Genomic DNA, 26,780 nt, shown 5'->3' with positions numbered 1-26,780 from the left:
GGCACGGCGGCCCGCGGGCATGGCGGTCCGGCGGGCATGGCGGTTCCGCCGGACGCCTGTGGTGCGGCGCGTGACGGGACCGGCCCGGACGTCCCGGCGGGGCCCGCAGGGACGTTCCGATCCTGGGTCGTTGCTGAGCTTTCCTCAAGTACCTACTATTTAGTCAGGTACCTACCTTTTCGTAAGCACGCCGAGCCGTACGGGAGGCCGCGGCGGGTGAAGGGACCACGGGGCGGACCCGGAGTGCGGGGAGCGGGATGAAGAAGCGGACCTACTCGTGCGGGCTCGACGCCGCCGTGGACATCGTGGGCGGCAAGTGGAAGGCGCTGATCCTGTGGGCGCTCCACCACGAGCCGCAACGGTTCGGTGAGCTGAAGCGGTCGGTGTCGGGGATCAGCGAGAAGATGCTCATCCAGATGCTGCGGGAGATGGAGGCGCACGGCCTGGTGCACCGCGAGGTCTACCACCAGGTCCCGCCGAAGGTCGAGTACTCCCTGACCGGGTTCGGGCAGTCGCTCAACACCGCGCTCATCCCGCTCGGCGTATGGGGTGAGGAGAACATGCGGACGATCGAGGCCATCCCGCGCGACTGACGCGGGGTTCGGACGGGGCCGACCGGTCGTGGGGGTGACCGGACGGCCACCGTCCTGGATGATGCCTCGGCGGCATCGTCAAGCGAAGAGTGGCGATGGGGCGCAGACGCCGCCCTTCCCTCAGGTGTCGGTCTTCCTCCTGGCCGGTGTCCGCTGGTCGGCCTCGTCCGCGAGCTGATCCTCGACGACGGCGCACCACCGGTGCCACTGCGCCAGGTTCAGATGCTCGTCCACGTCCCCCACTCCCGCCTCGGCCATCCTCTCGTGGTTGCTGGCCGCGGCCTCGTGCGCGTTGACCAGCGCGTGATGGCCGTGGTTGGCCAGTGCTTCGCTCACCGCCAGATTCATCGCTATCTCCCCCATGGTCCTCGGCCGGTCGGAGGTCTCGCCCCCGAATCCCTTCTCTCGAAAGTCGTGGCTCTGCGAATCGTCACTCATACGAGCTTGAGTGCCCATACAGCCTTAGATCTATCTGGGACTTCTCAATTCGTCAGAGGAACCGCGCGGTGCTCCGCATCCGGATCGGGGCCGGGCTCCGGCCCGGGCGGGCGAGGGGTCCGCGGCGGGTCTTCCCGGCGTGCCGCCGGTGGCATACCCTGCGCGGCATGATCGAGGTCGAACTGCGTGACTGGCACCCCGACGACATCGGAGTCGTGCTCGACGCGTTCAGTTCTCCGGACATGGCGCAGCAGTCGGCCTGGCCGGTCGACACCCGGCGGGCGGCGCTGGAGTGGATGGGGACGTGGCGCTTCCGTGACGACGCGCGGGCGTTCGCCGTGGTGGCCGGCGGCGAGGTCGTGGGGAACGTGGCGGTGAGCAACATCGACGCCCATGACACCGGCTGGGTCTCCTACTGGACGTCCCCGCACGCCAGGGGACGGGGGGTGGCGGTGGCGGCGGTGCGCAGGCTGGCGGACTGGGCCTTCGCGGAGCGCGGCCTGTTCCGCCTGGAGCTCGGTCACCGTACGGAGAACGCGGCCTCGTGCGCGGTGGCGACCAGGGCGGGGTTCCTGGTCGAGGGGGTGGAGCGGGCCAAGCTGCGGTACGGGGACGTCCGGCACGACGTGGAACGGCACGCCCGCCTGGCCGTCGACTGATCCTCGGCGCCACCCGGGGGCCGCCGTACGGCCGGGCCGGCGTCCCGTCCGGCTTCGTCCCGGGGCGGCTGTGCGTACGGCGGCCGGCGGCTCACAGCCCCTTCAGGCCGGTCAGGACCTCGCGCAGCACGCTCTCGCGGGGAAGCGCGGCGATGGGGGTGGGCGGCCGGACCGCGACCAGGCCGGAGTCCCGCAGGTCGCCGACGAGCACCCGGATCACCCCGACGGGCAGGCCGGTGGCCGAGGCCATCTCGGCCACCGAGGCCGGAGAGCGGCAGGCTTCCATGATCAGCTCATGCTCGGGAGGAAGGTCCTCCTTGGGCGACCTGATCGCCAGGACCGTGGCCAGCAGGTCGAACGAGGTCCCGCTGCCCCTGGTCCGGCCCCGGGTGAGCGTGTAGGGGCGGACGATCGGCCCGGCGTCGTCGAGCCAGTGATCCGTCATTCCACTCCCTTCTCCTGTTCCGCGCGGTGCCAGCCGTTGCGGAACGACGTCAGCAGGTTGCCCGTGACCGGCCCGGAGGTCTCGTCCGTCGCGGGCGGGACGGACGGCACGGGTGAAGCGGACGGCACCGGCTGGGCGGACGGCGTGAGCTGGGCGGGCGGTGCGGGCGCGGCGGACGGCGTCGTCGCCGGAGCGGTCAGCGCCGGAGCGGTCCGCCGTACCCGGCGGGGGAGGCCGCCGGGGGAGAGCCGCCCGGCGTCGGCCAGGTGGGCGGCCCGGGGAGCGGACGGCTCGGCCATCAGCTCGTTCGGCAGGAGAACGATCGCCGTGGTGCCGCCGAACGGGGAGGGGCGCAGGGTGACGCGGATGCCGTGCCTGGCGGCGAGCTGGGTGACCACGAACAGGCCGAGGCGGTCACTGCCGGCCAGGTCGAACTCCGGCGGGCCGGCCAGCCGCTCGTTGAGCCCGGCCATCTCCTCGGGGGTCATGCCGAGCCCCCGGTCCTCCACCTCGATGGTGTAGCCGCGGGCCACGACCTCGCCGCCGACCCGCACCGTGGTGTTCGGGGGGGAGAAGGCGGCGGCGTTCTCCACCAGCTCGGCCACCAGGTGGATCACGTCGGTCGCGACCGTTCCCAGGACGCAGGGGCCGGGCGGCACGGCCACGGTCACCCGCCGGTAGTCCTCGACCTCCTCGACGGCGGCGCGGACGACGTCGTAGACCATGACGGGCGTCCGCCACCCCCGGCCGGGGGCGGCGCCGGACAGGATGATCAGCCCCTCGGAGTGGCGGCGCATGCGGGTGGTCAGGTGGTCGATGGCGAACAGGTCCTCAAGGGTGTCGGGGTCGCCGGCCCGCTTCTCCATCGCCTCCAGCATGGCGAGCTGCCGGTGCAGGAGCGACTGGCTGCGCCGGGCGAGGTTGACGAACACCTTGTTGACGGCCCTGCGCAGCTCGGCCTGGCCGACGGCCGCCTCGATGGCGGTCCGCTGGACGGAGGAGAACGCCCGGCCGACGTTCGCGACCTCGGCGGTGGTCCCGTGGTCCAGCTCGCGGACCTCCGAGCAGACGTCCTCGCCCTTGCGGAGCCGCTCCACCACGTCCGGCAGCCGCCGGTGGGCCAGGTCGAGGGCGGCGCGCTGGAGGCCGCCGAGCTCGGCGGCGAGCCGGCCGCCGAACCGCACCGAGATGAACACGGAGAAGGCCACGGCCACCAGGCCGAGCCCGCCGGCGACGCCGATCCGGACCAGGATGCCGGTGGCGACCGGCCCCGAGCGTTCGGTGAGACGCCTGCTGGCCTGGCCGCCGAGCTCGTCGAAGGAGTCCGACAGCGCCCTCGCGTTCGCCGCCCAGAAGGAGTCGGGCCGGCCTCCGGCGAGGGCGGTGTGCTCGACCCGTCCGAACGCGACGTAGGCGGGGGAGTCCTCCAGCTTCCGGTAGAGCTCCCGGAACTCCGTGTCGAACTGGTCGAACCCGAGGGAGTAGAGCAGTCTGCGGTTGCTCGCCAGCTCGCCGAACCGGGTGCGCTCGGCGGCGGTCATGGTCTTCGAGGCGACCGCGCCGGAGATGAGCGCGGCCTGCTGGCTGAGCATCTCGCGGCTGCGGCCCACCATGACGACGGCGCGGGTCTGGTCGGCCAGGACGGGGTCCGCTGAGTTGATCTTGCTGTAGGAGTCGAAGGCCGAGCCGATCAGCGCGTTGTAGGCGTCCAGGGTCGCCAGGCGGGTGGCGGTGCGGGTGTCCACCCCGCTCCTGATCTCGGTGAGCCGGTCCAGCACGGTCCTCAGCCGGCCGATCCGCTCCCATACCGCGGGGAGCGTGTTGTCCGCGAGGAGGGGCGTCAGTCGCTCCAGCTCGGCCCGTGCGGCGTTGGTACGGCTCCGCTGGGCGTCCAGTTCGGCGCGGGAGCCGCTGCCGCCCAGGTAGGCGAGGGAGAGCAGGCGTTCGTGCTGGAGCGTGGTGGTCAGCGCCCGGGTGGGGACGACTCCGTACTCGTAACCCTTGCCGGTCCGCAGCAGTTCCAGGCCGCTCTGCAGGGTGAGGGCCGCCGCAAATCCCCAAATTGCTACAAGCGAGACAATTGGTACAAGTAGCAGGGTAAAGATCTTGACCTTGATCGAAGGTTTGCGGTCGCCCATCAGACCTCGCATTACGGATATGGGCTGTCAGCAGTGGCGAAACCCTAGCAACGGCTGTCTTCCGCGACCAGAGATGCGAGTGATTCGTATCCGGCTCGTATTTGCGCTCCGGGGAAACCAGGGATCTTTTCCGCCCCGGGGCGCCCCCCGGGGGTGGGCCGTCCGTCTCCGAAGGTCGATTGGACATGCTCTGTCTGGTTGTCAGACAATACTGGACATGAAGCTCGCCGTGGTCGGAGCCGCCGTCCTGTGGGGGACCGCGGGCACCGCCGGACTGCTCGCCGCCGGGGCCCATCCCGTCTCCCTGGCCGCCGCGCGGCTGGTCGTCGGAGGTCTGGTCCTCGCGGCCGTGGCCGGGCCCGCCGTACGGTCCCTCCCGCACCGGGGCCTGCTCGTGGCGGCCGCCCTGGCGGTGGCCGCCTACCAGCTCTGCTTCTTCGCCGCGGTCGGCCGGACCGGGGTGGCCGTCGGCACCGTGGTCGCGATCGGCAGCGGCCCGGTCTTCGCCGGGCTGCTGACCTGGCTCCTCGACCGGACCCGGCCCACCCGGCGGTGGGCCGGGGCGACCGCGGCGGCGGTCGCCGGCTGCGCCGTGCTGACGGGCGGAGGCGGCGAGGTGCGGGCCGACGGGGTCCTGCTGGCGATGCTCGGCGGCCTGCTGTACGCGTTCTACGTGGTGGCGGCGGCCCGGGTGATCGGCGCCGGTGGCTCCTCCGACACCGTGATGGGGGCGATGTTCGGCGGCGCGGCGGTCGTGATGCTGCCCGTCCTGCTGTGGACGGGCGCCGGCTGGCTGACCGAGCCGCGCGGCCTGCTCACCGCCCTCTACCTGGGCTGCGTCACCACCGCGCTGTCCTACATCCTGTACGGCAGGGGCCTGCGCACCACCCCCGTCGCCACCGCGGCCACACTCTCCCTCGCCGAGCCCGCCGTCGCGGCCCTGCTCGGGATCGCGGTCCTCGGGGAGCGGCTCACCCTCCAGTCGGGGGCCGGTCTGGCGCTGCTCGGCGTGAGCCTCGCCGTGGTGGCGCTCCCCGAGCGGCGGCGGCCCGGCCGCGAGGACCCGGCGACGACGGTGAGGTCGCCGGCGTGACCGTTCATCAGGCGGCGGAGCCTCCGGTGAGGTGCCCGGACGCCCGGCGGCGGCAATAGGGTCGTCGGCGTGACCGTTCCGCTCCGTCCCGTCTCCGCCGTCGAGGCCCTCGCCGACGCCCTGCGCCGCCGGGTGCTCTCCGGCGAGCTGGCTCCGGGCACCCCGCTGCCGGAGCAGGAGCTTTCCGCCGCGTACGGCGTGGCCCGGCCGACCGTCCGCGAGGCGCTGGCCGTACTCGTCCACGAGGGTCTGCTGCGCAGGGAGCGGCACCGCAGCGCGCAGGTGGCCGAGGTGACCCTGGCCGACCTGGACGACCTGATGTTCGTCCGGCGCCCGCTGGAGGACCTGACGGCCGTCGCGCTCGCCGGGCGGCGGGTGGCCGCCGCCGACGCGGCGCTGGACCGGATGGCGGGGCTGCCCGCCGGTGCCCCGTGGTCCGACGTGGTGGCCGAGCACATGGCCCTGCACCAGGCGATGGTCGTCGCGGTGGGCAGCCCCCGGCTGGAGCGCCTGTACGGAGCGCTGGCCGCGGAGACCCGGCTCGGCCTGGTCCGGCTGCGCACCGTCTACACCGACCGCGACGTACTGGTCGCCGAGCACCGCGAGCTGCTCGACGCGGTCGCCCGGGGCCCGGCCGACGCCGCTCGGCGCGCCGTCGCCGCGCACCTGGACCACGGCTGGGGCGAGGGTTGACGGGCCGCTGAGACGTCCCCGCCGGGCCCGTCCGGGCCGGGGATGACAGGCGGGTGACTCGCCCGGCTCGCACGTTTCTATTGCACCGGGTGCCCGGCAGTCGTCAGAATCGCGGCCATGCACGGCGACTCAGTGCCGGACTCCTACGTGTACGTCACCGAAGAAGGCGTTGCCTGCCACTACGTGGACGGCAGCGTCGCCGCCCTCGCGTGGGAGGACCTCGCCGAGGTGCGGATCGAGGGCGGCTCGGACGCGGACATCCTGTACATCCTGCTCGACCACGACGGCCAGAGCTGCGTGGTGCCCAGGTCGGCGGTCGACGCCGCCTTCCTCGCGCGTCTGCGCTACCTGCCCGACTTCGACCCGGAACGGCTCGGCGCGGCGGCGGACGCCTCCGGCGGGGAGTCCGTGGTCGTCTGGCGCAGTCCGGAGCCTCCGGCCCCACTGCCCGACTTTGAATACGACTAAATCACCATTTTTTAGAAAAAGTACCTCAGAAAACCTGCATGTTTGGACCGTTCCGTCAAGATGAGGACGTCTCCTGACTTCGGCCGGTAGTGGACACTGAGCTGCTATTCCCCTGCTCAATGGCGATCTCTAGGATTTCCCTGGAATATCCGCGCTGCCGGTGCATTCGGTAATGCTGTCAACCAAGGAAACGCGATGGGCGTCCCGTTACGGTAACGCCTAGGGCATCCGGGTGGGGTTGGTATGAGGGTGGGGACGGCAGAGCCCGCCACAGGGCTTCTGGATGAAGTCGCACGCAGTGCTCCGAGCATCTGGACGCGCTCCTACGCGCGGGTCCTGCTGGCAGGAGACGTCACCTGCGCCGTGGTCGCCTGCGAGACGGTCCTCGGGATCCGTCTCTGGTTCGGCGCGTTCATCCCGAGGACGGAGGCGCTGCTGGGGCTCGGCCTGGCCCTGGCGTGGCCGTTCTCGCTCGCGATCGCCGGCGCGTACCGAAGACGCGCGCACGGCGAGGGAACGGAGGAGTTCCGGGCGGTTTTCGACGGAGGCGTGGGACTTACCGCCGCCGTGGCCATCGGCGCATACGCGACACAGACGACCATCGCCCGGAGTTTCGTCATGGCGATGTTCCCGCTCGCCCTTCTCCTGACGATTCTCTTCCGATATCGCATGCGCAAACGGCTCCACCGGCGGCGCTCCACCGGCGAGTACATGCGCCGGGTGGTCGCCGTCGGCCACCGCGAGTCCGTGCTCGACCTGGTGATGCAGTTCCGCAGGCAGCCGCACCACGGCATGCGCGTCGTGGCCGCGTGCCTGCCCGCCCCCGCGAAGACGGCCGACGTCGACGGCGTCCCGGTCCTCGGGGGCTTCACCGACGTCGCCGAGGTCGTGACCAAGGCCGAGGCCGACGCCGTCGCCGTACTGGCCTGCCCCGAACTGGACGGCGCCGCGCTGCGCCGGCTCGCCTGGGGCCTGGAGGACGCCCGCACCGACCTGTTCGTGGCGCCCGCCCTGATGGACGTCGCGGGTCCGCGCATCAGCATCCGCCCGGTGGCCGGGATGCCGCTGCTGCACGTGGAGCACCCGGAGTTCGACGGCGCGAAACACCTCGCCAAGAGCCTGTTCGACCGGGCCGGCGCCGCCGCGGCCCTGCTGCTGCTGGCCGTGCCCATGCTCGTCATCAGCGTCCTGATCCGGGCGACCAGCCCGGGACCGGCGCTGTTCCGGCAGGTCAGGGTGGGCAGGGGCGGGCGGGAGTTCAGGGTGGTGAAGTTCCGCACCATGGTGGTGGACGCCGAACGCCGCAAAGTGGAGCTCACCTCACACAACGAGTTCGACGGCGTGCTGTTCAAAATACGGAACGATCCAAGGATCACCCGGGTCGGCGCGTTCCTGCGCCGCTACTCCCTCGACGAGCTGCCGCAGCTCCTCAACGTGCTGCGGGGGGAGATGTCGCTCGTCGGGCCGCGGCCCCCGCTGCCCGACGAGGTCGCCCAGTACGGCGCCGACGTCCGCCGCCGCCTGGTCGTCAGGCCCGGCATGACCGGCCTGTGGCAGGTGAGCGGCCGCTCCGACCTGAGCTGGGAGGAGTCGGTCCGCCTGGACCTGCGCTACGTCGAGAACTGGTCGCTCATGCTCGACCTGCAGATCCTGTGGAAGACCTGGAGCGCCGTCACCGGCGGAGAAGGAGCCTACTGACAGTGAAAGCACTCCTGCTCGCCGGAGGGTCGGGCACCAGGCTGCGGCCGATCACCCACACCTCCGCCAAGCAGCTCGTCCCGGTCGCCAACAAGCCCGTCCTGTTCTACGGCCTGGAGGCCATCGGAGCCGCCGGGATCCGCGAGGTCGGGATCGTCGTGGGCGACACGCAGGCCGAGATCGAGGCGGCGGTCGGCGACGGCTCGGCGTTCGGCCTGGAGGTGACCTACCTGCGGCAGGAGGCACCGCTGGGTCTCGCCCACGCCGTGCTGATCGCCCGCGACTACCTCGGCGGCGACGACTTCGTCATGTACCTCGGCGACAACTTCGTCGTCGGCGGCATCGACGACATCGTGGCGCGGTTCGCCCGCGAACGGCCGGACGCCCAGATCATGCTCACCCGCGTCGGCGACCCCCGGCAGTTCGGCGTGGCCGAGCTGGACGCCGCCGGCCGCGTCGTCGGGCTGGAGGAGAAGCCCGCCGACCCCAAGAGCGACCTCGCGCTCGTCGGCGTCTACCTCTTCACACCCGCGATCCACGACGCGGTGGCCGGGCTCAAGCCGTCGTGGCGGGGCGAGCTGGAGATCACCGACGCGATCCAGTGGCTGATCGAGGAGGGAAGGCGCGTCTCCTCCACCGTCATCACCGGCTACTGGAAGGACACCGGCAACGTCACCGACATGCTGGAGGTCAACCGGCTGGTCCTGGAGTCGCTGGAGCCCCGGGTGGACGGCCGGGCGGACGCCGCCAGCGAGCTGATCGGCCGGGTCGCCGTCGAGGCGGGCGCCGTGGTGGAGCGGTCGCGCATCGTCGGCCCGGCCGTCATCGGCGCCGGGACCCGCGTCGTGGACAGCTACGTCGGCCCCTTCACCTCCATCGCGGCCGGCTGCCTGATCTCCGGCAGCGAGATCGAGTACTCGATCGTGCTGCCCAGGTCCTCGATCCGCGGGGTCTCCCGCATCGAGGCGTCCCTCATCGGCCACGACGTCGAGGTCACCCCGGCCCCCGCCATCCCCCGAGCCCACCGCCTCGTGCTGGGCGATCACAGCAAGGTGCAGATAATTTCATGACAGACTCCGGTCGCACCGCCGCCCGCGTGTTCCGCCGTGTCCTGGTCACCGGCGGCGCCGGGTTCATCGGCTCCCACTTCGCCCGCTCGCTCGCCGCGGACGGCGTCGCCGTGACGGTCCTCGACAAGCTGACCTACGCCGGCAACCCGGCGAACCTGCGCGACGTCCCGCACGACTTCGTGCGCGGCGACGTCTGCGACGCCGCGCTCCTGGCGGAGGTCGTGCCGGGCCACGACCTCGTGGTCAACTTCGCCGCCGAGTCCCACGTGGACCGGTCGATCGAGGGGCCGGCCGAGTTCACCCGGACCAACGTCCTCGGCACGCAGACGCTGATGCAGGCGTGCCTGGAAGCGGGCGTCCCGCGGGTGGTGCAGGTGTCCACCGACGAGGTGTACGGGTCGATCGACAGCGGCTCCTGGGACGAGTCAGCGCCGCTGCGGCCCCGCTCGCCGTACGCGGCGGCCAAGGCGGGCGGCGACATGATCGCGCTCGCCTACGCCGTCACCTACGGCCTGCCGGTGTCGGTCACCCGCTGCGGCAACAACTACGGCCCCTACCAGTACCCGGAGAAGGTGATCCCCCTCTTCGTGACCAACCTGCTGCGCGGCCTGAAGGTGCCCCTGTACGGCGACGGCGGCAACGTGCGCGACTGGATCCACGTCGCCGACCACTGCGCGGGCATCCGCCTGGTGGCCGAGCGCGGCGAGCCCGGCGAGGTCTACCACATCGCCGGTACGGCGGAGCTGAACAACGTCGAGCTCACCGAGCGGCTGCTCGCGGCCTGCGACGCCGGATGGGACATGGTCGAGCGCGTCACCGACCGCAAGGGGCACGACCGCCGCTACTCGCTGGACGACGCGAGGCTGCGCGCCCTCGGTTACCGCCCGGCCGTGCCGTTCGACCGGGGGCTGGCCGACACCGTCCGCTGGTACACCGACAACCCCGACTGGTGGAAGGCCGCCGTGGAGGAGCGCCGCGGGGAGCCCCGGCCCGCCCTCGGGGTCGCGTCAGGCGGCGAGACCCGCGAGGTTCCCCGGGGTCTCGCGGTGACCGCGCCGGGCGAGGGGGACGCGTGACCCGCTGGCTGGTCACCGGCGCCTCCGGCATGCTCGCCACCGAGCTGCTGCGCCGCCTTTCCGCCGACGGCGAGGACGTCGTCGCGCTCGGCAGGGCCGGCCTCGACCTGCGCGACACGCACGCCGTACACCGCCTGGTGCCGGACCTGCGGCCCGACGTCGTGGTGAACTGCGCCGCGTGGACCGCGGTGGACGACGCCGAGACCCGCGAGGCCGAGGCGCTGGCCGTCAACGGGCACGGCGTACGGGCGCTGGCCGAGGCGTGCCGGACGGCCGGCGCGCGGCTGGTCCAGCCGTCCACCGACTACGTCTTCGACGGCTCCGCCCACGCCCCCTATCCCGAGGACGCCCCGACCGGGCCGGTCAACGCCTACGGGCGCACCAAGCTCGCGGGCGAGCGCGCGGTGCTGGAGACGCTCCCCGACTCCGGCTACGTCGTGCGGACCGCCTGGCTGTACGGCGGGGCCGGCCGGAACTTCGTCCGCGCGATCCTCGCGGCGGAGCGGGCACGGCCGGTCGTGGACGTCGTGGCCGACCAGTTCGGCCAGCCGACCTGGGCCGGCGACCTCGCGGCCGGGATCGCCGCGCTCGGCCGCTCGGACGCCCCGCCGGGCGTCTACCACGCCACCGGATCCGGAGCCACGAGCTGGTACGGCTTCGCCCGGGAGATCTTCGAGCTGGCCGGCGCGGACCCGGCGCGGGTCAACCCGGTCACGGCCGGGGAGTTCCCCCGTCCGGCGCGGCGACCGGCCTACGGAGTGCTGGGACACGACCGCTGGCGGCGGGCGGGGCTGCCGCCGCTGCGGCACTGGCGGGAGGCGCTGCGGGAGTCCGATGTGCTGGTCAGAGGCTAGGGCCGCCGGCGCCGCCCACGACGGGGAGGCCGGGGGCGGCGTCCGGGGCGGGGCCGTACGGGTCCGGAACCCGGGCGGCCCCGTCCGCGGCGGTGGCACGGTCCACGGCGGCCAGGCGGCGGTAGTGCGCCACGCAGGTCTCGTAGCGGGGCAGCAGACCCGCCGCGAGCGCCTCGGCGAGGGTGGGCGCGGCGGCGTCCTTGTCCGACAGGATCGGCTCCACGCCGGCCGGCCACTCGATGCCGACGGCCGGGTCGAGCGGGTGGACGCCGTGCTCGCGGGCCGGGGTGTAGGGCTCCGAGCACAGGTAGACGACCGTGGCCTCCTCGGTGAGCGCCATGAAGCCGTGGCCCAGCCCCTCGGCGACGTACAGGCCGCGCCGCGACTCCTCGTCCAGGCGCACCGTCTCCCACCGGCCGAAGGTGGGCGAACCCACCCGGATGTCCACCACCACGTCCAGGACGGCCCCGGAGACGCACGTGAGGTACTTCGCCTGGCCGGGCGGCACGTCCGCGAAGTGGACGCCCCGCACCACCCCGCGCCGGGAGACGGAGCAGTTGGCCTGGGCCAGGCCGAGTCCGCGCCCGGTCGCCTCCCGCAGGCCGTCGGAGAGGAAGACCTCGGCGAACGTGCCGCGCCGGTCGGCGTGGACCCGCGGCGCATGGACCCACGCGCCGTCGATGCTCAGCGGCTTCATGGGCCGAAGCATGCCACGGCGGTGTAACGCGGCGGAGGAAACGGGCGAAATTCAAGGGTCCCCGCCCGCTGAAGTGATCTTGGCGAACATCGGTCGAGCCGCGTCAGGCGGCGAGGGAGCGTAACGAATGACAACCTGCCGGCTGTGCGGTTCGACGAGCCTCGCCGGCGTCGTCGACCTGGGGGCGACGCCGCCCTGCGAGCGGTTCCTGACCGCCGACCGGCTCGACGAGCCGGAGCCGACCTACCCGCTGCACCTGCGGGTGTGCACCGTCTGCTGGCTGGCGCAGATCCCGCCGCTGATCACCCCCGAGGACACCTTCACCGAGTACGCCTACTTCTCGTCCTACTCGACGTCGTGGGTGGAGCACGCGCGGCGGTTCGTGGACGACGCGGCGGAGCGGCTGGGGCTGGACGGCGGCTCGTTCGTCGTCGAGGTGGCGAGCAACGACGGCTACCTGCTGCGGCACGTGGTCGACCGGGGCATCCGCTGCCTGGGCGTCGAGCCGTCGGCGAACGTCGGGCGGGCGGCCAGGGAGCGCGGCGTGCCGACGATGGAGGCGTTCCTCGGCCCGGAGACCGGCGCGGAGGTGCGCGCCGGGCACGGGCCGGCCGACCTCGTCGTGGCCAACAACGTCTACGCCCACATCCCCGACGTCGTCGGCTTCACCAGGGGCCTGCGCGCGCTCGTCGCCGAAGACGGGTGGGTCTCGATCGAGGTGCAGCACCTGCTGACGCTGATGGAGCTGAACCAGTACGACACGATCTACCACGAGCACTTCCAGTACTACACGGTCGCCTCCGCCCGCCGCGCCCTGGCCTCGGGCGGCCTCGCCCTGGTGGACGTCGAGCGGCTGCCGACCCACGGGGGCTCGATCCGGCTGTGGGCCCGCCCCGAGGAGGCGGCGGGCGAGCCGTCGGAGCGGGTGGCCGAGGCGCTCGCCGAGGAGAAGGCCGCCGGCCTGCACGAGCTGGCCGGGTACGCCGAGTTCGCCGACCGGGTGGCCCGCGTCCGGCGCGACCTGCTGGGGTTCCTGCTGCGGGCCGCGGAGGAGGGCCGCACGGTCGTCGGGTACGGCGCGCCGGGCAAGGGCAACACGCTGCTCAACCACTGCGGCGTCCGCCCCGACCTGCTCCGCTACACCGTCGACCGCAACCCCTACAAGCACGGCAGGTTCACCCCGGGCGCGCGGATCCCGATCCACCCGCCCGAGCGGATCGCCGAGGACCGGCCCGACTACGTGCTGGTCCTGCCGTGGAACCTGCGCGAGGAGCTCACCGGCCAGCTGTCCTTCGTCGGCGAGTGGGGCGGCCGGCTGGTCTTCCCCATCCCGAGACTGGAGATCGTCGAGGTGAAGCCGTGAAGGTCGTCCTCTTCTGTGGCGGGTACGGCACGCGGATGCGCAGCGGGACCCCCGGTGACGTGCCCAAGCCCATGCAGCTCGTGGGTCCCCGCCCGCTCATCTGGCATGTGATGCGGTACTACGCGCACTTCGGGCACACCGAGTTCGTCCTGTGCCTGGGCTACGGCGCGCACCACATCAAGGACTTCTTCCTGAACTACGAGGAGACCACCTCCAACGACTTCGTGCTGCGCGGCGGCCGGGTCGAGCTGCTGTCCACCGACATCTCCGAGTGGTCGATCTCGTTCGTGCAGACCGGCATCGACTCGCCCATCGGCGAACGGCTGCGCCGGGTCCGCGACCACCTCGGCGGCGACGACATGTTCCTCGCCAACTACGCCGACGTCCTCACCGACGCGCCGCTGCCGGAGATCATCGACCGCTTCACCGCCTCCGGCGCGGGCGCCTCGATGATGGTCGTCCCGCCGGCGGACACCTTCCACTGCGTGGAGATGGGCGAGCGCGGGCTGGTCGGCGGCATCACCCCGGTCAGCCGGATGCCGCTGTGGGTGAACGGCGGGTACTTCGTGCTCCGGCAGGAGGTCTTCGACCACATCCCGCCGGGCGGCGACCTCGTCACGGACGGCTGCGCCGAGCTGGCCAAGCGCGGCCGGCTGCTCGCCTACCCGCACCGCGGCTACTGGCGGCCGACCGACACGGTGCGGGAGCGGGTCGCCCTGGACGAGGCGTACTCGCGGGGCGATCGGCCGTGGGCGCTGTGGGAGCGCGAACCCGGCACGCCGCCGCCTCCGCCGGGAACGGTCCCACGGGCCGCGGCGGCCGTGCCGGCGGGGGTCGGAGCCACAGCCGGTACGGCCGCCGAGGCCCCGGAGGGGCCGGCCGCCGGGACCGTACCGGGGGCGCGGACCCCGTGATCGGATTCCGGACGCCGCCGGGCCACGGCGCGATCGCCCTGCTCGCCGCGCACTGCGACGACCTCGCCATCGGCGCCGGCGGCACCCTGCTCACCCTCTGTACGGCCCGCCCCGGCCTGCGGGTGGACGCGCTGGTGCTCTCCGGCGGCGGCACCGAGCGGGAGGACGAGGAGCACGCCGCCCTCGCGGCCTTCTGCCCCGGCGCGGACCTGCGGCTGACCGTGCTGAAACTGCCCGACGGGCGGCTGCCCGCGCACTGGGACGAGGCCAAGGACGCGGTCGAGGACCTGCGCGCGCGGACCGACCCCGACCTGCTGTTCGCGCCGCACCCCGGCGACGCCCACCAGGACCACCGGGGTCTGGCGAAGCTCGTGCCCACGGCCTTCCGCGACCACCAGGTGCTCGGCTACGAGATCGTCAAATGGGACGGCGACCTCGGGCGGCCGTCGGTCTACCAGCCGCTCGCCCCGGAGGTCGCCGAGGCGAAGGCGTCCCTGCTGCACGAGCACTACCCCTCCCAGCGCCGGCGGCCCTGGTACGACAGGGAGGCGTTCCTCGGCCTGGCCCGCATCCGCGGGATCGAATGCCACGCCCGCTACGCCGAGGCGTTCCACGTAAACAAGCTGACCCTTGATCTGGCTGGAGGAGAGACGCGATGCGGGTGCTGCTGACCGGGCATCAGGGATACCTGGGGAGCGTGATGGCCCCGGCGCTGGCCGGGGCGGGTCACGAGGTCACCGGCCTGGACTCCGGGCTGTTCGCCGACTGCGTCCTGGGCCCCGCGCCCGCCGACCCGGGCGGGCACCTGACCGACCTGCGGGACGTCACCGCCGCACAACTGGCCGGGGTGGACGCTGTGATCCACCTGGCCGCGCTGTCCAACGACCCGCTCGGCTCGCTGGCGCCGGAGCTGACCTACGAGATCAACCACCACGCGTCGGTACGGCTGGCCCGGCTGGCCCGCGACGCGGGCGTGCGGCGGTTCCTGTACGCCTCCACCTGCTCGGTCTACGGCGCCTCCGGCGGCGACGACCTGGTCGGCGAGGACGCGCCGCTGCGCCCGGTGACCCCGTACGCCGAGTCCAAGGTCCGCGTCGAGGACGACCTGGCCGAGCTGGCCGACGGCGACTTCAGCCCGGTGTTCCTGCGCAACGCCACCGCGTTCGGCTTCTCGCCCCGGCTGCGGGCCGACATCGTGCTGAACAACCTCGTGGGGCACGCGCTGCTGACCGGGGAGGTCCGGGTGCTGTCCGACGGCACCCCGTGGCGGCCGCTGGTGCACGCCCGCGACATCGCCGACGCCTTCGTCCTGGCGCTGACGGCCCCCAGGGACGCGGTGCACGCCAGGGCGTTCAACGTGGGCACCGAGCAGAACAACGTGCGGGTGTCGGAGATCGCCGCCGAGGTCGCCGAGGCGGTGCCCGGCTCCCGGCTGGTGATCACCGGCGAGGCCGGGGCGGACCCGCGGTCCTACCGGGTCGACTTCTCCCGGGTGCGCGCCGCGCTGCCCGGCTACCAGGCGCGCTGGACGGTCAAGGCGGGCGCGGCCGAGCTGGTGGAGTCCTACGAGCGGCACGGCCTGACGGGGCACGACTTCCAGCGGCGCTTCACCCGCCTGTCCCGGCTGGCGGACCGGCGGACGGCCGGCACCGTCGACGACACGCTCCGGCCGGTCGCCGGCGACGCGCTCCGGCCGAGGGACGGCCGCCGATGACCGCCGGAACCTCCGGGCCCGGAGCCCCCGGAACCGCCGGGCCCGAAACCCCTGGAGCCCCCGGAACCGCCGGGCCCGAAACCCGGCGGGAGGCCGACGACGAGGGGGGGACGGCCGGAACGACCCGGACCGGCTCATCCGATCCGGCGGGACCGGCCCGGCCGGACGCACCCGGCACGGCCGGGGACGAGGGCCGGGAGATGCACGCCCTGGTCGAGCGGCTCTATCCGTTGTGCCGGAGCATCACCGGCGACGGCGTGCGCCGGACCCTGGACATCGTCGGCGAGAGCGTCCCGCTCCGGATCCGCGAGGTCCCGACGGGGACGCAGGTCCTCGACTGGACCGTGCCGAAGGAGTGGAACATCCGCGACGCCTACGTCAAGGACGCCTCCGGCAGGAGGGTCGTCGACTTCGCCGCGTCGAACCTGCACGTGGTCGGATACAGCGTCCCGGTGTCGGCCTCCATGACCCTCGCCGAGCTGCGCCCCCACCTGCACACGCTGCCCGAGCAGCCCGGCCTGACCCCGTACCGCACCAGCTACTACGCCGAGACCTGGGGCTTCTGCCTTCCGGAGGACACGCTCGCGGCCCTGCCGGAGGGCCGCTACGAGGTCCGGATCGACTCGACCCTCGCCGACGGCCACCTCACCTACGGCGAGCACGTGGTGCCCGGCCGCACCTCCGAGGAGGTGCTCGTCTCCTGCCACGTGTGCCACCCGTCGCTGGCCAACGACAACCTCGCGGGCATCGCGGTGGCCACCCGCCTCGCCCGGCGGCTGGCCGGGACCGACCCCCGCCACACCTACCGCTTCCTGTTCGCGCCCGGCACCATCGGCGCGATCACCTGGCTGGCCCTCAACCGCGAGCGCGCCGGAAACATCCGGCACGGCCTCGTGCTGGCCTGCGCCGGGGACCGCGGCCACCTGACCTACAAGCGCAGCAGGCGGGGCGGCGCCGCCGTGGACCGGGCCGCGGCCCACGTGCTGCGCGCCTCGGGCCGGCCCCACGAGGTCGTGGACTTCTCCCCGTACGGCTACGACGAACGGCAGTTCTGCTCCCCGGGGTTCGACCTGCCGGTGGGCTGCCTGACCCGCACGCCGTACGCCGGCTACCCCGAGTACCACACCTCGGGCGACGACCCCGGCTTCGTGACGCCGGAGGCCATGGCCGACACCCTCGAAGCCTGCTGGGAGATCACCCGGGTGCTGGAGGGCGACCGCCGGTACCTCAACCTCAGCCCGTACGGCGAGCCGCAGCTCGGCAGGAGGGGCCTGTACGGCTCGCTGGGCGGGCGAAGTGACGCGAAACAGGCGCAGATGGCGATGCTGTGGGTGCTGAACCTCTCGGACGGCGACCACGGCCTGCTGGACGTCGCGGAACGGTCCGGCCTGCCGTTCCACGTGGTGGAGGACGCGGCGCGGGACCTCCGCGACGCCGGACTGCTCAAGGAGCTGGGATGACGGCGACACGGACCGCCCCGGACGCGGGCGCCCTCGGCCTCCGGGTGGGGGATCTGGTGGAGGTGCGCGGCGAGGCCGAGATCCTGGCCACGCTGGACGAGCGGGGCGAGCTGGAGGGCCTGCCCTTCATGCCGGAGATGCTGGCCTACTGCGGGCGGCGGCTCACCGTGCACAAGGTGGCGCACAAGGTGTGCGACACCATCGGCCGCAGCGGCATGCGGCGGATGGAGCGCGCCGTCCACCTCACCGGCGCGCGCTGCGACGGCGGCGCGCACGGCGGCTGCCAGACGGCCTGCCTCATGTACTGGAAGGAGGCGTGGCTCAGACGGATCGACCCCGACGCCCCTCCAGAACCGGGGGCCCCCGCCGATCCGGTGGGGGCCTCGCCCGGCGCCGCCGTACCGGAGCGGGGGGACGGCTCCTTCGCCGCGCTCGGCGCCCTGGGCTCGGACGTGCCGTCCGGGCCCGCGCCGTCCGGGGCCGCTTCGGGGCCGGCCGTGCCGCCCGGTCCCGCGCCGGGGCGTCGCCTGCTGCCGCTCCTTGAGGCGGCCGCCAGGAAGGAGCCGGGTCCCGACGGTGAGGAACGGTTCTCCTGCCAGGGGACCGAGATGCTGCGCGCCGCGCCGTCCTGCCTGCCGCTCAAGGACGTCCGGCAGTACGTCATGGACGTGCGCACCGGCAACGCGGGACCGCTGTTCGTGCTCCGCGCCCTCCTCATCGGGATCTTCAACCGGGTCCAGGACCGCAGCCGGAAGCTGCCCCGATGGCTGCGGTTCCGGGACGGCATGCGGTGGGGGTTCGTCGCGGGGCGGCTCACCGGCGCGACGCCGGGCGCCACCCTCGGCCTGCGACCGGGCGAGCTCGTCCGGATCAAGTCGAAGGCGGAGATCCTCAGGACCCTCAACCAGGACCGGCTCAACCGGGGGATGGGGTTCGACGAGGAGATGTCGCGGTACTGCGGGCGGACCGCGCGGGTGCTGTCCCGGGTGGACCGTTGCATCGACGAGCGGACCGGCCGGATGCTCACGATGAAGAGCCCCTGCATCGTCCTCGAGGGCATCGTCTGCGCGGGCGCCTACACCGTGAGCTGCCCCCGGGCGTTCATCCCGTTCTGGCGGGAGATCTGGCTGGAACGGGTCGAGGAACCCGCCTGAGAGGGACCGGCCTGGGAGGAACCGGCCTGGGAGGAACAGGCCGGGAGGATCCGATCGGAAAGGGGCCGGCCTGCGAGGAACCGGCCCGGGAGCGATCCGCCTGGCCCGCCGTACGCCGGAGAAGGGCGTCGGCCGGTGGGCGGACGGTGAGAGGCGAGAGATGGAAGACGGTCAGGGCGCGGCGCCGGCCACCGGCGTCGCCCCCGGGCGGCCCGGCGGAGCCGCGGACTCGGACGGCGGCCCCGCGCTCCGGGAGGAGGTTCACCCCGGTTCGGACACTGCGGATCCGGGCGGCGGCCAGGCCGGGCAGATCGGAAGGCAGGCGGGGCGCGGGCTGCGCTGGAGCGTGCTCGGCAACCTGGTGATGAAGGCCGGCTCGTTCACCATGAGCCTCGTCCTCGCCCGCCTGCTGGTGCCCGAGGACTTCGGCGTCTACGCCATCGCGCTGGCCGCAAGCCAGTTCGTCCTCTACGTCAACGACGCGGGCGTCATCGCGGCCGTCGTGCAGTGGCGGGGCCGGCTGGAGGACATCGCGCCCACCGCGACCGTCGTGGCCATCGCCTCAAGCGTCGCCCTGTACGGGGTCTTCTGGGTGGTCGCGCCGTACTTCGCGGAGATGTCCGGCAACGAGGGCGCCACCGGGGTGATCCGGGTGCTCAGCGCCACCAACCTCGTCTACGGCCTGACCGCCGTGCGCAGCGCGGCGCTGATGCGCAGGTTCCAGCAGGACCGGCTCACCCGGGCCAACCTGGCGGGCTTCTGCGTGAACGCCCCGGTGACCATCGGGCTCGCCGCCGCGGGCGCCGGCGCCTACAGCTTCGCCTGGGGCCAGCTCGCCGGCGCCGCCGTCACCGGGGTGCTGGTGGTCGTCTTCGCCCGGGTGCGGATCAGCGTCGGGCTGGACCGCGCGGCCGCCGGCCGGCTCCTGGTGTTCGGACTCCCCCTGTGCGTCAGCCTGGGCATCGAGGGGGTGCTGCTGAACGCCGACTCCGTCATCGTCGGCGACACCCTCGGCGCCGCCCCGCTCGGCTTCTACCTGCTGGCCTTCAACATCTCCAGCTGGGTGCCCGGCCTGGTCGGCACCGCCATCCGCTACGTCGCGCTGCCCGGCTTCTCCCGGCTGGCCGAGGAGGACCGGGAGTCGCTGTCGCGGGGGGTGGGGCGGGCCGTACCGCTGCTGGTCTCCGTCGTCCTGCCGATCGCCGTGGTGCTCGGCACGCTCGCCCCCTCGGTGGTGGTCCTCCTGTACGGCGAGCGCTGGGCGCCCGCCGCCGAGGTGCTGCGGTTCCTCGCGATCCTCATGGTCGTGCGGATGCTGGCCGCCCTGGCGGTGGACATCCTCGCGGCCATGGGCGCGACCCGGTCCACCGTGTGGCTCAACCTGGGCTGGGCCGTGGTGCTGGTGCCCGCCCTGATGGCGGGCGCGCGCCTGGACGGCATCCGGGGGGCGGCGGTCGCGCACGCGGCGGTCGCGCTGCTGGTGGCGCTGCCGCTGACCGCGCTCGTCCTGCACCGGGCCGGAGTGGCCATCGCCCCGATCGCCTCCGCCCTGGTGCGGCCGCTGCTGAGCGGCGCGCTGGCGGCGGCGGTGATGACCGCGCTGGCGCACGTCACCCCGGACGTCCCGTTCGTACGGCTCTGCGTGGCGGGTGGCGCGGGAACGCTCGTCTTCGTGCTCCTCGTCGTGCCGCGGGCCGAGCTGGGAAGGCTCGCCGCCCGGGTGGCCGGACCGGCGGCCGCCGGGTCCCGCCGTCCGGGCCGGGGAACGCCGGCCCACGCCGAACCCTCCGACCACGCCGAGCCCGTCCGATCATCCGGCTCCCGTCCGGGAGCGCCGGCCCACGCCCGACCCCTGACCCACGCCGAACCCCCGGACCCCGCCCGGTGACGCCGGGCCCCGAACCCATCGAGTTGAGGAGGAGCGATGACCGGTCCCGGCACGCTGGTGTCCGTCGGGCTGCCGGTGCGTAACGGCGCCGCGCGGCTGGAGGGGGTGGTCCGGTCGGTGCTGGCCCAGGACCATCCGGACATCGAGCTGGTGATCTGCGACAACGCCTCCACGGACGGCACGGAGGAGATCTGCCGGGAGCTGGCGCGCGCCGACGACCGGATCGTCTACCACCGGCAGCCGGAGAACGTGGGGCTGCTCAACAACTTCATCGGCGTCGGGCGGCTCGCCCGGGGCGAGTTCCTGCGCTGGGTCGGCGACGACGACCGGCTGGAGCCCGGATGCGTCTCCCGGTCGCTGCGGGCCTTCGCCGAGGACGAGCGGCTCATCCTGGTCACCACTCAGGTCGCCTACACCGACCCGGACGGAACCACCCGGACCGGCGTCTACGAGGGCACCGGGCTGCGCTCCGACGACCCGGTCGAGCGGTTCGCCGAGATGCTGCGCCTGCTCAACGAGAGCCACCTGCTGATCGACCCGCTCTACGGGCTGATGCGCCGCTCCGTCGCGGTCGGCATCCCCCGGCGCAACATGCTCCGGGAGGACGAGGTGTTCGCGGCGAAGCTGGCGCTGGCCGGGCCGTGGGGGCACGTGCCCGAGCTGCTCGCCCACCGCAACTGGAAGCACGAGCGGATGGGGACGATCGCCCGCCGGCTGGACGTGCCCGCCTGGCAGGCCCGGTTCTCCTCCACCCTGCAGTACCGCGAGCTGCTGCGCTGGCTCGACCGGAGCGGCCTCACCGACGACCGGCTCCGCCGCGCGCGGGCCGCCGTGCACCGGATGTACGCGCGCCGCCAGCGCGTGGTCGCGGCCCGGCGTGGACGCAGACTCGCACGGATGGCGGCGAACCTGGTCACCTCCGGCCGGGTCGCCGGGCGTCCGGCGGCCGGCCCGCACCCGTGACGGCGCCGCCGTACGGCGGGCTCGTCCGGGCCGGCGAGGACGCCGGGTGCGTTCGGCGCGGGGACGGACCGGAAGGACCGGCGGGACGGACCGGAAGGACCGGCGGGGTGGTCGGGACGAAGGCGTCAGGGGCGCTCGGGGGCGGGACGCAGCGCCGCGCGCGCCCGTGACATCCGGCCCCGCATCGCCTCGCGCAGCGCGGGCCAGCCGCGGTGACGCTGGAACGGCAGCTCGAAGACCGCCGCGAACGAGCGGGCCGCCACCAGGCTCACCGGCCCGGCCACCGCGAGGGTGACCAGGAACGCCGGGACGCCGCCGGGCACGTGCGGGGCGACGACCAGCCGGTGGATCGTGACGACGATCGGCGCGTGGACCAGGTAGAGCGTGTAGGAGAAGGAACCCAGGCTCCGCACCGGCCGCGTGTCCAGCAGCCGTACCAGCGCGGCCGGGCGGCCCGTCGCCACCCCCGCCAGCAGCAGGGCCACGGCGGGACCCAGCGCGAGATCGACCCAGAAGTAACGTTCCACGGTCCAGGCGGGGCCGCGCGCGACGACCAGCGCCAGCACCGGGACGCAGGCGAGCGCCGCCACCCGGTGCCAGGGGAACCGCCGCACGCGCTCCCCGGCGGCGAGGACGCCCGCCGCGACCACACCCGCCGCGAACAGCCCGGCGAACTGCGGGGTCAGCCGGAGCAGCAGGCCCACCGGGTGCGACACGGGGGCGAGCAGTCCGACCGCCACCACGACGGCGGTGACGGCCGCGAGCATCGCGAACGCGCCGGCCCGGCGCAGCACCAGCAGCAGGAGGGGGAAGACCAGGTAGAGCTGCGCCTCCACGGCGATGGACCAGAAGGCGCCGTTGGGGCTCGGCGCGCCGAAGACGTCGTGCAGCAACAGGCCGTAGACCAGTACCGACTTCGCGGTGGGAGTCCCTTCCCCGGGCTGGGGGACCAGGGTCCAGGCGACCACCAGGCTGAAGGCCAGGGCCGCCCAGTAGGGCGGGAGGATGCGCCAGGCGCGGCGGCGGGCGAACCGGCGCACGCCGCCCAGCCGCCACCCGGACCGAGCCGGGGAGACCGCCAGCGAGAAACCCGACAGGACGATGAACACCACCACCGCGAAGTGGCCGTAGACGAGCCAGGAGAGCCAGCCCGGCCCGGTGTCGGCGGGATAGCCGGGGAAGGCGAGCAGCCGGCAGTGGTGCACCAGCACGAACAGGGCCGCCACGCCGCGGATCCCGTCGAGCCCCGGCAGCCGGCCGCGTTCCCCGGGCCGGGCCGCCGCGGACTCCGTGGCTTCCGTGGCTTCCGTGGCTTCCGTGGCTTCCGTGGCTTCCGTGGGGGTCGCGGCCTCCGAGGGTCCCGGGCCTCCCCGGCTCACCGCCCGGACCGGTGCCACCGACGCTCCGGCCGGACCCGGCCCGGTCGATCCGTCCTGGTCGTCCCCGGGCGAGGCCCCCATCCGATCAACCCCCGTCCCGGGCGGCACGGCCCCGTTATCTGGGCCTTTTTTGGCCTGTCGACGGGTCTATCGCTGTATGGTCGCCAGACGTAACATCCGGGAAGGGGATGCCGACCGGAATGGTCTCCCAGCCGACCGACGTAACGAGGAACCCGCGTTTTCCGATTGGTGACTGTATTGTCTCGGGGCCCGGTGACGCCCCGGCACAAATAGGGGCGGAGACCTATGGATTTCTGGAAGGCCGTTTTCGCTCTGGTCAGACGGAGATTCATCGGCCCCCCGCTGCTCGTCCTGTCGCTCGTCGCCGCCGCGCTGGCGTTCAACCTCGTGCCCACCACCTACGTCTCGACCACGTCGATGGTGCTGACCACCCCCGCGACCGGCGGGACGCTCCCGGCCGACCCGACCAGGCCGATCGGGCTGACCAACCCGCTGCTGCAGTTCAGTGACGGTCTGCGTGTCACGGCCGGCATCCTCATCCTGTCGATGAACACCCCCGAGGTCGCGGCCGAACTGGGCCTGGTGCAGGGCGGCACCACCGAGATCACGATCAATGACGGACGCACCAACCCGGACCTGCTGGGCATCAGCACCAACGGCCCGTTCGTCTACGTGGAGGTGCGGAGCCGGTCCGCCGCCGAGGCCCAGAGCGTGGTCCTCAAGGCCAAGCAGCGCATCCGGAAGGAACTGCTCACCCGCCAGCAGGCGCTCAGGGCCCCGCGTTCCACCTTCATCTCGGTCGTCGACGTCGTGCCCTCGTCCACCCCGGAAGCGAAGATCACGAGCAAGCTGATGGCCGCGGGCGGGGTGCTGTTCGCGGTGCTGACCGTCGGCTTCGGCGTCGCGTACGGCGTGACGGAGGCGCGGGCGAGCAGACGGCGCCGTGCCGCCGCACCCGCGGGCCCGTTCTCCGCGGGCCCGCCCTCCCCGAAGGCGGCGGCCCCGGTGGCCGGCGCGGAGCCGTCCCTGACCGTTTATCCGCCGTACCCGCCGTACTCGCCGTATCCGCCGGAGGACGTCCGCGGCTCCGCCGAAGGACCGTTCCACGACGAGCCCGCGCAGCTCGTGGTGGTACTGGACGAGGAGGAACCGCCTGAGCCTCCCGGCGGGGGCCACGCGGGCCGTGGGGGCCTCGGTGGAGACCACGAGGACTTCGCCGAGGACTTCGACGGGGACCTCGACGACGACCACGGTGAGCGGGCGACGGACACGGTCGTCTTCACGCGCGCCGGCGGTCGCGGCGAGGAGTAGGAGGGACGAGCCGGTGGGGCCCCACGCCACCCGCCGCCGTCCCGGTTCGAGAGGAAACGCATGGACTTCTGGGGGACGGTTCTCGTCCTGTTCCGGCGCTGGTACGCCGCCGCCCCGGCCTTCGTGCTGTCCCTCGCCGTCGCGGCGGGCGTCTACTCGACGATTCCCACCACCTACATCTCCAGCGCGGTCCTCATCCTGACCACGCCGGTGACCGGCGGGAGCCTGCCGAGCAACCCGCGCTACCCCAACGGCCTGACCAACCCCATGCTCAACTTCGAGCAGGGACTGAACGTCTCGGCCTCGATCCTCATCGCGGTGATGGCGACACCCGACATGGCGGCCGAGCTGGGCGTCGCCGAGGACGCCGACACCTCCTACAAGGTCACCAACGGCAGCAACAACCTGGAGTCGCTGGCCACCGGCCCGTACCTCTTCGTCGAGGGGGAGAGCCCGTCGCCGGACGGCGCGCGGGAGATCGTGAACCGGGTCCTCGCGCGCGTCAAGCTCGAACTGGCCAACCGGCAGCGGGCGGTGAAGGCCCCCCAGGCGACGTACATCACCACCTACGAGGCGGTGCCGGCGACGACCCCCGAGCCGCAGCGGACCCGCAAGCTGCGGGGCGTCGCCGCCGCGGTGGGCATCGGCGTCGTGGCGAGCCTGTGCGCGGCGTTCGGGACCGAGAGCTTCGCCCGGGCCCGCGCGGCCCGGCGGCGGGGACCGGCCTCGTGACGACCGTCCCCGCCTCAGCCTCCAGTCCCGCCGGATCCGTTTCGGAAGCGCCCGCCGGGTCCGCTCCCGCCGGGTCCGTTCCGGGGGTGCGCGCCGCCTCCGCTCCGGCCGTGCCCGCCGTACCCGTCCCGGACGCGTCGGTGCACGCTCCGCCGGCCCGCCGCCGCGCCGACGGCGCGACCCTGGTCTGCTTCTTCGTCGTGGCCCTGATGATCGTCCCCGCCCGGCTGGTCCTGCGGGGGCTGCCGCTGTCGCTGACCCCGGCGAACATCCTGGCCCTGGTCGCCGCCGTCTGCTGGCTGTGCGCGCACTTCACCCTCACGCTGGGGATGGCCAAGGGCCGCACGCCGGTGCGCACCGCGCTGTTCGTCCACCTGACCGCGATGGTGGTCTCCTACGGGTACGCCACCTACGGCTACCTGCCCTCCGACGAGCTCAACCTCGCCGACCGCGCCCTGATCCTGCTGGTGGCGGGCGCCGGGCTCGCGCTGATGGTGTGCGACGGGGTGCGCGGCGCCGACCGCCTCGACCTCGTGCTGAAGACCGCGGTGGTGGCGGGGGCGGTCATCGCGGTCATCGGCGCCTGCCAGTTCCTGCTCGACCTCGACCTCACCCGGTACCTCCAGCTCCCGATCCTCCGCTACACCTCCGAGGACGGGTTCGTCACCGCCAGGTCCGACTTCCGCCGGGTCGCCGCGACCACGGGTCACCCGATCGAGTTCGGTGTCGTGTGCGCGATGCTCCTCCCGCTCGCCGCCCACTACGGCTTCCAGGCCCGGCGGCTGGGACGGAGAGCGCTGCGCTGGTGGGCGTGCGCCGCCCTGATCGGGGCGGGCCTGATGTTCTCCGTCTCCCGGTCGGCGGTGCTGAGCCTGGGAGCCGTGGGGGTCGTGCTGTTCCTCGGCTGGCCGGCCCGGCGGCGGATCCAGTCCGTGCTCGTCGGGCTGGCGTTCCTCGCGCTGATGCGGCTCACGGCGCCCGGACTCATCAGCACCTTCTACAACCTGTTCGCCAACGCCGGCACCGACGACAGCGTCCGCTACCGCACGCACGACTACGACGTCGCCGCCTACGAGGTCTCCAGGCACATGCTGCTGGGACGCGGGGCCGGCACCTGGTACGCCCCCAAGTACCAGGTCTTCGACAACCAGTACCTGCTGTCGGCGGTGGAGACGGGGCTGATCGGCGTCACGGTGGTCGTCGCGCTGTTCGTGTGCGCGATCTACTCGGGGCTGCGGGCCCGTCACCTGAGCGCCGACCCCGCAACCCGGGACCTCGGCCTGACCCTCGCGGCCTGCCTCGTGGTCCCGCTGGTCGGGGCGGCCACCTTCGACCTGCTGTCCTTCGCCACCGTCACGGGCCTGTCGTTCCTGCTGATCGGCGCCTCCGGATCGCTGCTGCGCACCGCGGCCGGGGAGGCGCGCCCGCGCGCCTCCGGCCACGACGCGGGCCAGGACACCGGCGCCGTACGGTGGCCCGCCCGCACCGGCGGCGCGGCCAGGGAGTCGCTGCGCGTTCCCGGCGGCACCGGCGGCCGCTGAGCACACCCGGGGGCGACCGGTTCATGCCCGGTGGCGCGGGTGGTTCGTGTCCGGGGGGTGGCGCGGGCGGTTCACGGCCGGACGGTGCGTTCGTCCGGACGGCGCGGGCGGCCGTTGAGGCCGTCCGGTCGCCGTCCGGTCGCCGTCATCCGTGGCAGGGCAGCGGGGCGACGGTCGAGGTGACGCGGTAGTTCTGGTCGATGGTGACCAGCGAGTTTCCCGACCAGTCGATCTTCGCGCAGTCGGCCTCGACGGGCCCGTAGACCCACGAGTGGTCGACGAGCCTGTTGCCGCGGACGACCAGCTGCCCGCGGGCGTTCTTGAGTTGGATGCTGTAGGTGCCGCCCATGATGAGGTTGTCGGTGACGGTGGCGTTCACGATCTGGTCGTCGGTGAGGAAGATGGGTGCGGTGATGTC

At 73.3% G+C, this 26,780-nt stretch carries 26 protein-coding genes; 20 read left to right on the top strand and 6 right to left on the bottom strand.

Annotated features, from left to right (window positions below):
• Positions 1-257: 257 nt before the first annotated feature.
• Positions 258-593, top strand: coding sequence for a winged helix-turn-helix transcriptional regulator (locus tag ACZ6W9_RS35950; protein ID WP_470121754.1), 336 nt, complete (start codon positions 258-260; stop codon positions 591-593).
• A 120-nt stretch (positions 594-713) separates the two neighbouring features.
• On the opposite strand, the gene ACZ6W9_RS35945 is transcribed toward ACZ6W9_RS35950, so the two are convergent.
• Positions 714-1,031 (bottom strand): hypothetical protein, encoded by a 318-nt coding sequence (locus ACZ6W9_RS35945; protein WP_362941584.1) that lies wholly within the window; start codon positions 1,029-1,031, stop codon positions 714-716.
• Between the two features lie 167 nt (positions 1,032-1,198).
• Between ACZ6W9_RS35945 and ACZ6W9_RS35940 the strand changes: the two genes are divergently transcribed.
• A complete protein-coding gene (locus ACZ6W9_RS35940; RefSeq protein WP_362941587.1) occupies positions 1,199-1,690 on the top strand; it encodes a GNAT family N-acetyltransferase in 492 nt (163 codons plus the stop codon).
• A gap of 91 nt (positions 1,691-1,781) precedes the next feature.
• Here ACZ6W9_RS35940 and ACZ6W9_RS35935 read toward each other — a convergent pair whose 3' ends face one another.
• Positions 1,782-2,135, bottom strand: coding sequence for a DUF742 domain-containing protein (locus ACZ6W9_RS35935; RefSeq protein WP_389962712.1), 354 nt, complete (start codon positions 2,133-2,135; stop codon positions 1,782-1,784).
• A complete protein-coding gene (locus ACZ6W9_RS35930; protein WP_470121751.1) occupies positions 2,132-4,273 on the bottom strand; it encodes a sensor histidine kinase in 2,142 nt (713 codons plus the stop codon). The genes ACZ6W9_RS35935 and ACZ6W9_RS35930 overlap by 4 nt, the downstream gene beginning before the upstream one ends.
• A 217-nt stretch (positions 4,274-4,490) precedes the next feature.
• On the opposite strand from ACZ6W9_RS35930, the gene ACZ6W9_RS35925 reads away from it, so the two are divergent.
• From ACZ6W9_RS35925 to rfbD, 7 genes are all read left to right on the top strand, one after another.
• Positions 4,491-5,366, top strand: a complete 876-nt coding sequence (locus ACZ6W9_RS35925; protein ID WP_389962706.1) for a DMT family transporter — start codon at positions 4,491-4,493, stop codon at positions 5,364-5,366.
• A 69-nt stretch (positions 5,367-5,435) separates the two neighbouring features.
• On the top strand, positions 5,436-6,059 hold the full coding sequence (locus ACZ6W9_RS35920; RefSeq protein ID WP_362941599.1) for a GntR family transcriptional regulator: 624 nt from the start codon (positions 5,436-5,438) through the stop codon (positions 6,057-6,059).
• Between the two features lie 117 nt (positions 6,060-6,176).
• A complete protein-coding gene (locus ACZ6W9_RS35915; protein WP_362941602.1) occupies positions 6,177-6,527 on the top strand; it encodes a hypothetical protein in 351 nt (116 codons plus the stop codon).
• 243 nt (positions 6,528-6,770) lie between these two features.
• Positions 6,771-8,225: a sugar transferase gene (locus tag ACZ6W9_RS35910; protein ID WP_389962702.1), complete on the top strand. Its 1,455-nt coding sequence runs from the start codon at positions 6,771-6,773 to the stop codon at positions 8,223-8,225.
• A 2-nt stretch (positions 8,226-8,227) separates the two neighbouring features.
• A complete protein-coding gene (locus ACZ6W9_RS35905) occupies positions 8,228-9,295 on the top strand; it encodes a glucose-1-phosphate thymidylyltransferase (RefSeq protein ID WP_389962699.1) in 1,068 nt (355 codons plus the stop codon).
• On the top strand, positions 9,292-10,371 hold the full coding sequence (gene rfbB / locus ACZ6W9_RS35900; RefSeq protein ID WP_389962696.1) for a dTDP-glucose 4,6-dehydratase: 1,080 nt from the start codon (positions 9,292-9,294) through the stop codon (positions 10,369-10,371). The genes ACZ6W9_RS35905 and rfbB overlap by 4 nt, the downstream gene beginning before the upstream one ends.
• A complete protein-coding gene (gene rfbD / locus ACZ6W9_RS35895) occupies positions 10,368-11,225 on the top strand; it encodes a dTDP-4-dehydrorhamnose reductase (RefSeq protein WP_470121747.1) in 858 nt (285 codons plus the stop codon). The genes rfbB and rfbD overlap by 4 nt, the downstream gene beginning before the upstream one ends.
• On the opposite strand, the gene rfbC is transcribed toward rfbD, so the two are convergent.
• Positions 11,215-11,922 (bottom strand): dTDP-4-dehydrorhamnose 3,5-epimerase, encoded by a 708-nt coding sequence (gene rfbC, locus ACZ6W9_RS35890; protein ID WP_389962690.1) that lies wholly within the window; start codon positions 11,920-11,922, stop codon positions 11,215-11,217. The two genes, rfbD and rfbC, sit on opposite strands and share 11 nt — an antisense overlap.
• A gap of 127 nt (positions 11,923-12,049) precedes the next feature.
• Between rfbC and ACZ6W9_RS35885 the strand changes: the two genes are divergently transcribed.
• The 8 genes from ACZ6W9_RS35885 (at position 12,050) to ACZ6W9_RS35850 (ending at position 21,378) form a co-directional block, all read left to right on the top strand.
• The gene (locus ACZ6W9_RS35885) at positions 12,050-13,285 is read left to right on the top strand and encodes a methyltransferase domain-containing protein (RefSeq protein ID WP_389962687.1); all 1,236 of its coding nucleotides are present in this window, start codon (positions 12,050-12,052) and stop codon (positions 13,283-13,285) included.
• Positions 13,282-14,199 (top strand): sugar phosphate nucleotidyltransferase, encoded by a 918-nt coding sequence (locus ACZ6W9_RS35880; protein ID WP_470121745.1) that lies wholly within the window; start codon positions 13,282-13,284, stop codon positions 14,197-14,199. Before ACZ6W9_RS35885 ends, ACZ6W9_RS35880 begins: the two co-directional genes overlap by 4 nt.
• The gene (locus ACZ6W9_RS35875; protein ID WP_389962681.1) at positions 14,196-14,870 is read left to right on the top strand and encodes a PIG-L deacetylase family protein; all 675 of its coding nucleotides are present in this window, start codon (positions 14,196-14,198) and stop codon (positions 14,868-14,870) included. Before ACZ6W9_RS35880 ends, ACZ6W9_RS35875 begins: the two co-directional genes overlap by 4 nt.
• On the top strand, positions 14,855-15,913 hold the full coding sequence (locus tag ACZ6W9_RS35870; protein WP_389962678.1) for an NAD-dependent epimerase/dehydratase family protein: 1,059 nt from the start codon (positions 14,855-14,857) through the stop codon (positions 15,911-15,913). The genes ACZ6W9_RS35875 and ACZ6W9_RS35870 overlap by 16 nt, the downstream gene beginning before the upstream one ends.
• A gap of 200 nt (positions 15,914-16,113) precedes the next feature.
• The gene (locus tag ACZ6W9_RS35865; protein WP_470121742.1) at positions 16,114-17,373 is read left to right on the top strand and encodes a DUF4910 domain-containing protein; all 1,260 of its coding nucleotides are present in this window, start codon (positions 16,114-16,116) and stop codon (positions 17,371-17,373) included.
• Positions 17,370-18,527 carry a hypothetical protein gene (locus ACZ6W9_RS35860; RefSeq protein ID WP_389962672.1) on the top strand — a complete coding sequence of 386 codons (1,158 nt, stop codon included), beginning with the start codon at positions 17,370-17,372 and terminating at the stop codon, positions 18,525-18,527. The genes ACZ6W9_RS35865 and ACZ6W9_RS35860 overlap by 4 nt, the downstream gene beginning before the upstream one ends.
• 160 nt (positions 18,528-18,687) lie before the next feature.
• Entirely contained in the window at positions 18,688-20,415 is a 1,728-nt protein-coding gene (locus tag ACZ6W9_RS35855) for an oligosaccharide flippase family protein (protein WP_470121740.1), read from the top strand.
• A 36-nt stretch (positions 20,416-20,451) separates the two neighbouring features.
• Positions 20,452-21,378: a glycosyltransferase family 2 protein gene (locus ACZ6W9_RS35850; RefSeq protein WP_389962667.1), complete on the top strand. Its 927-nt coding sequence runs from the start codon at positions 20,452-20,454 to the stop codon at positions 21,376-21,378.
• A 125-nt stretch (positions 21,379-21,503) separates the two neighbouring features.
• On the opposite strand, the gene ACZ6W9_RS35845 is transcribed toward ACZ6W9_RS35850, so the two are convergent.
• The gene (locus ACZ6W9_RS35845) at positions 21,504-22,631 is read right to left on the bottom strand and encodes an acyltransferase family protein (RefSeq protein WP_389962763.1); all 1,128 of its coding nucleotides are present in this window, start codon (positions 22,629-22,631) and stop codon (positions 21,504-21,506) included.
• A 432-nt stretch (positions 22,632-23,063) separates the two neighbouring features.
• Between ACZ6W9_RS35845 and ACZ6W9_RS35840 the strand changes: the two genes are divergently transcribed.
• The 3 genes from ACZ6W9_RS35840 (at position 23,064) to ACZ6W9_RS35830 (ending at position 26,362) form a co-directional block, all read left to right on the top strand.
• Positions 23,064-24,089, top strand: coding sequence for a hypothetical protein (locus tag ACZ6W9_RS35840; RefSeq protein WP_389962664.1), 1,026 nt, complete (start codon positions 23,064-23,066; stop codon positions 24,087-24,089).
• Positions 24,090-24,149: 60 nt separating this feature from the next.
• A complete protein-coding gene (locus ACZ6W9_RS35835; RefSeq protein ID WP_470121737.1) occupies positions 24,150-24,821 on the top strand; it encodes a hypothetical protein in 672 nt (223 codons plus the stop codon).
• A 110-nt stretch (positions 24,822-24,931) separates the two neighbouring features.
• A complete protein-coding gene (locus tag ACZ6W9_RS35830) occupies positions 24,932-26,362 on the top strand; it encodes an O-antigen ligase family protein (RefSeq protein WP_470121735.1) in 1,431 nt (476 codons plus the stop codon).
• 145 nt (positions 26,363-26,507) lie between these two features.
• Here ACZ6W9_RS35830 and ACZ6W9_RS35825 read toward each other — a convergent pair.
• On the bottom strand, positions 26,508-26,780 hold a 273-nt coding region (locus ACZ6W9_RS35825), incomplete at its 5' end, for a hypothetical protein (protein WP_470121733.1).

The sequence above is a fragment of the Streptosporangium sp. NPDC053982 genome, assembly GCF_055585205.1.
The sequence above is the reverse complement of the archived record's forward strand: the minus strand, read 5'-3'. Positions and strand labels throughout refer to the sequence as shown.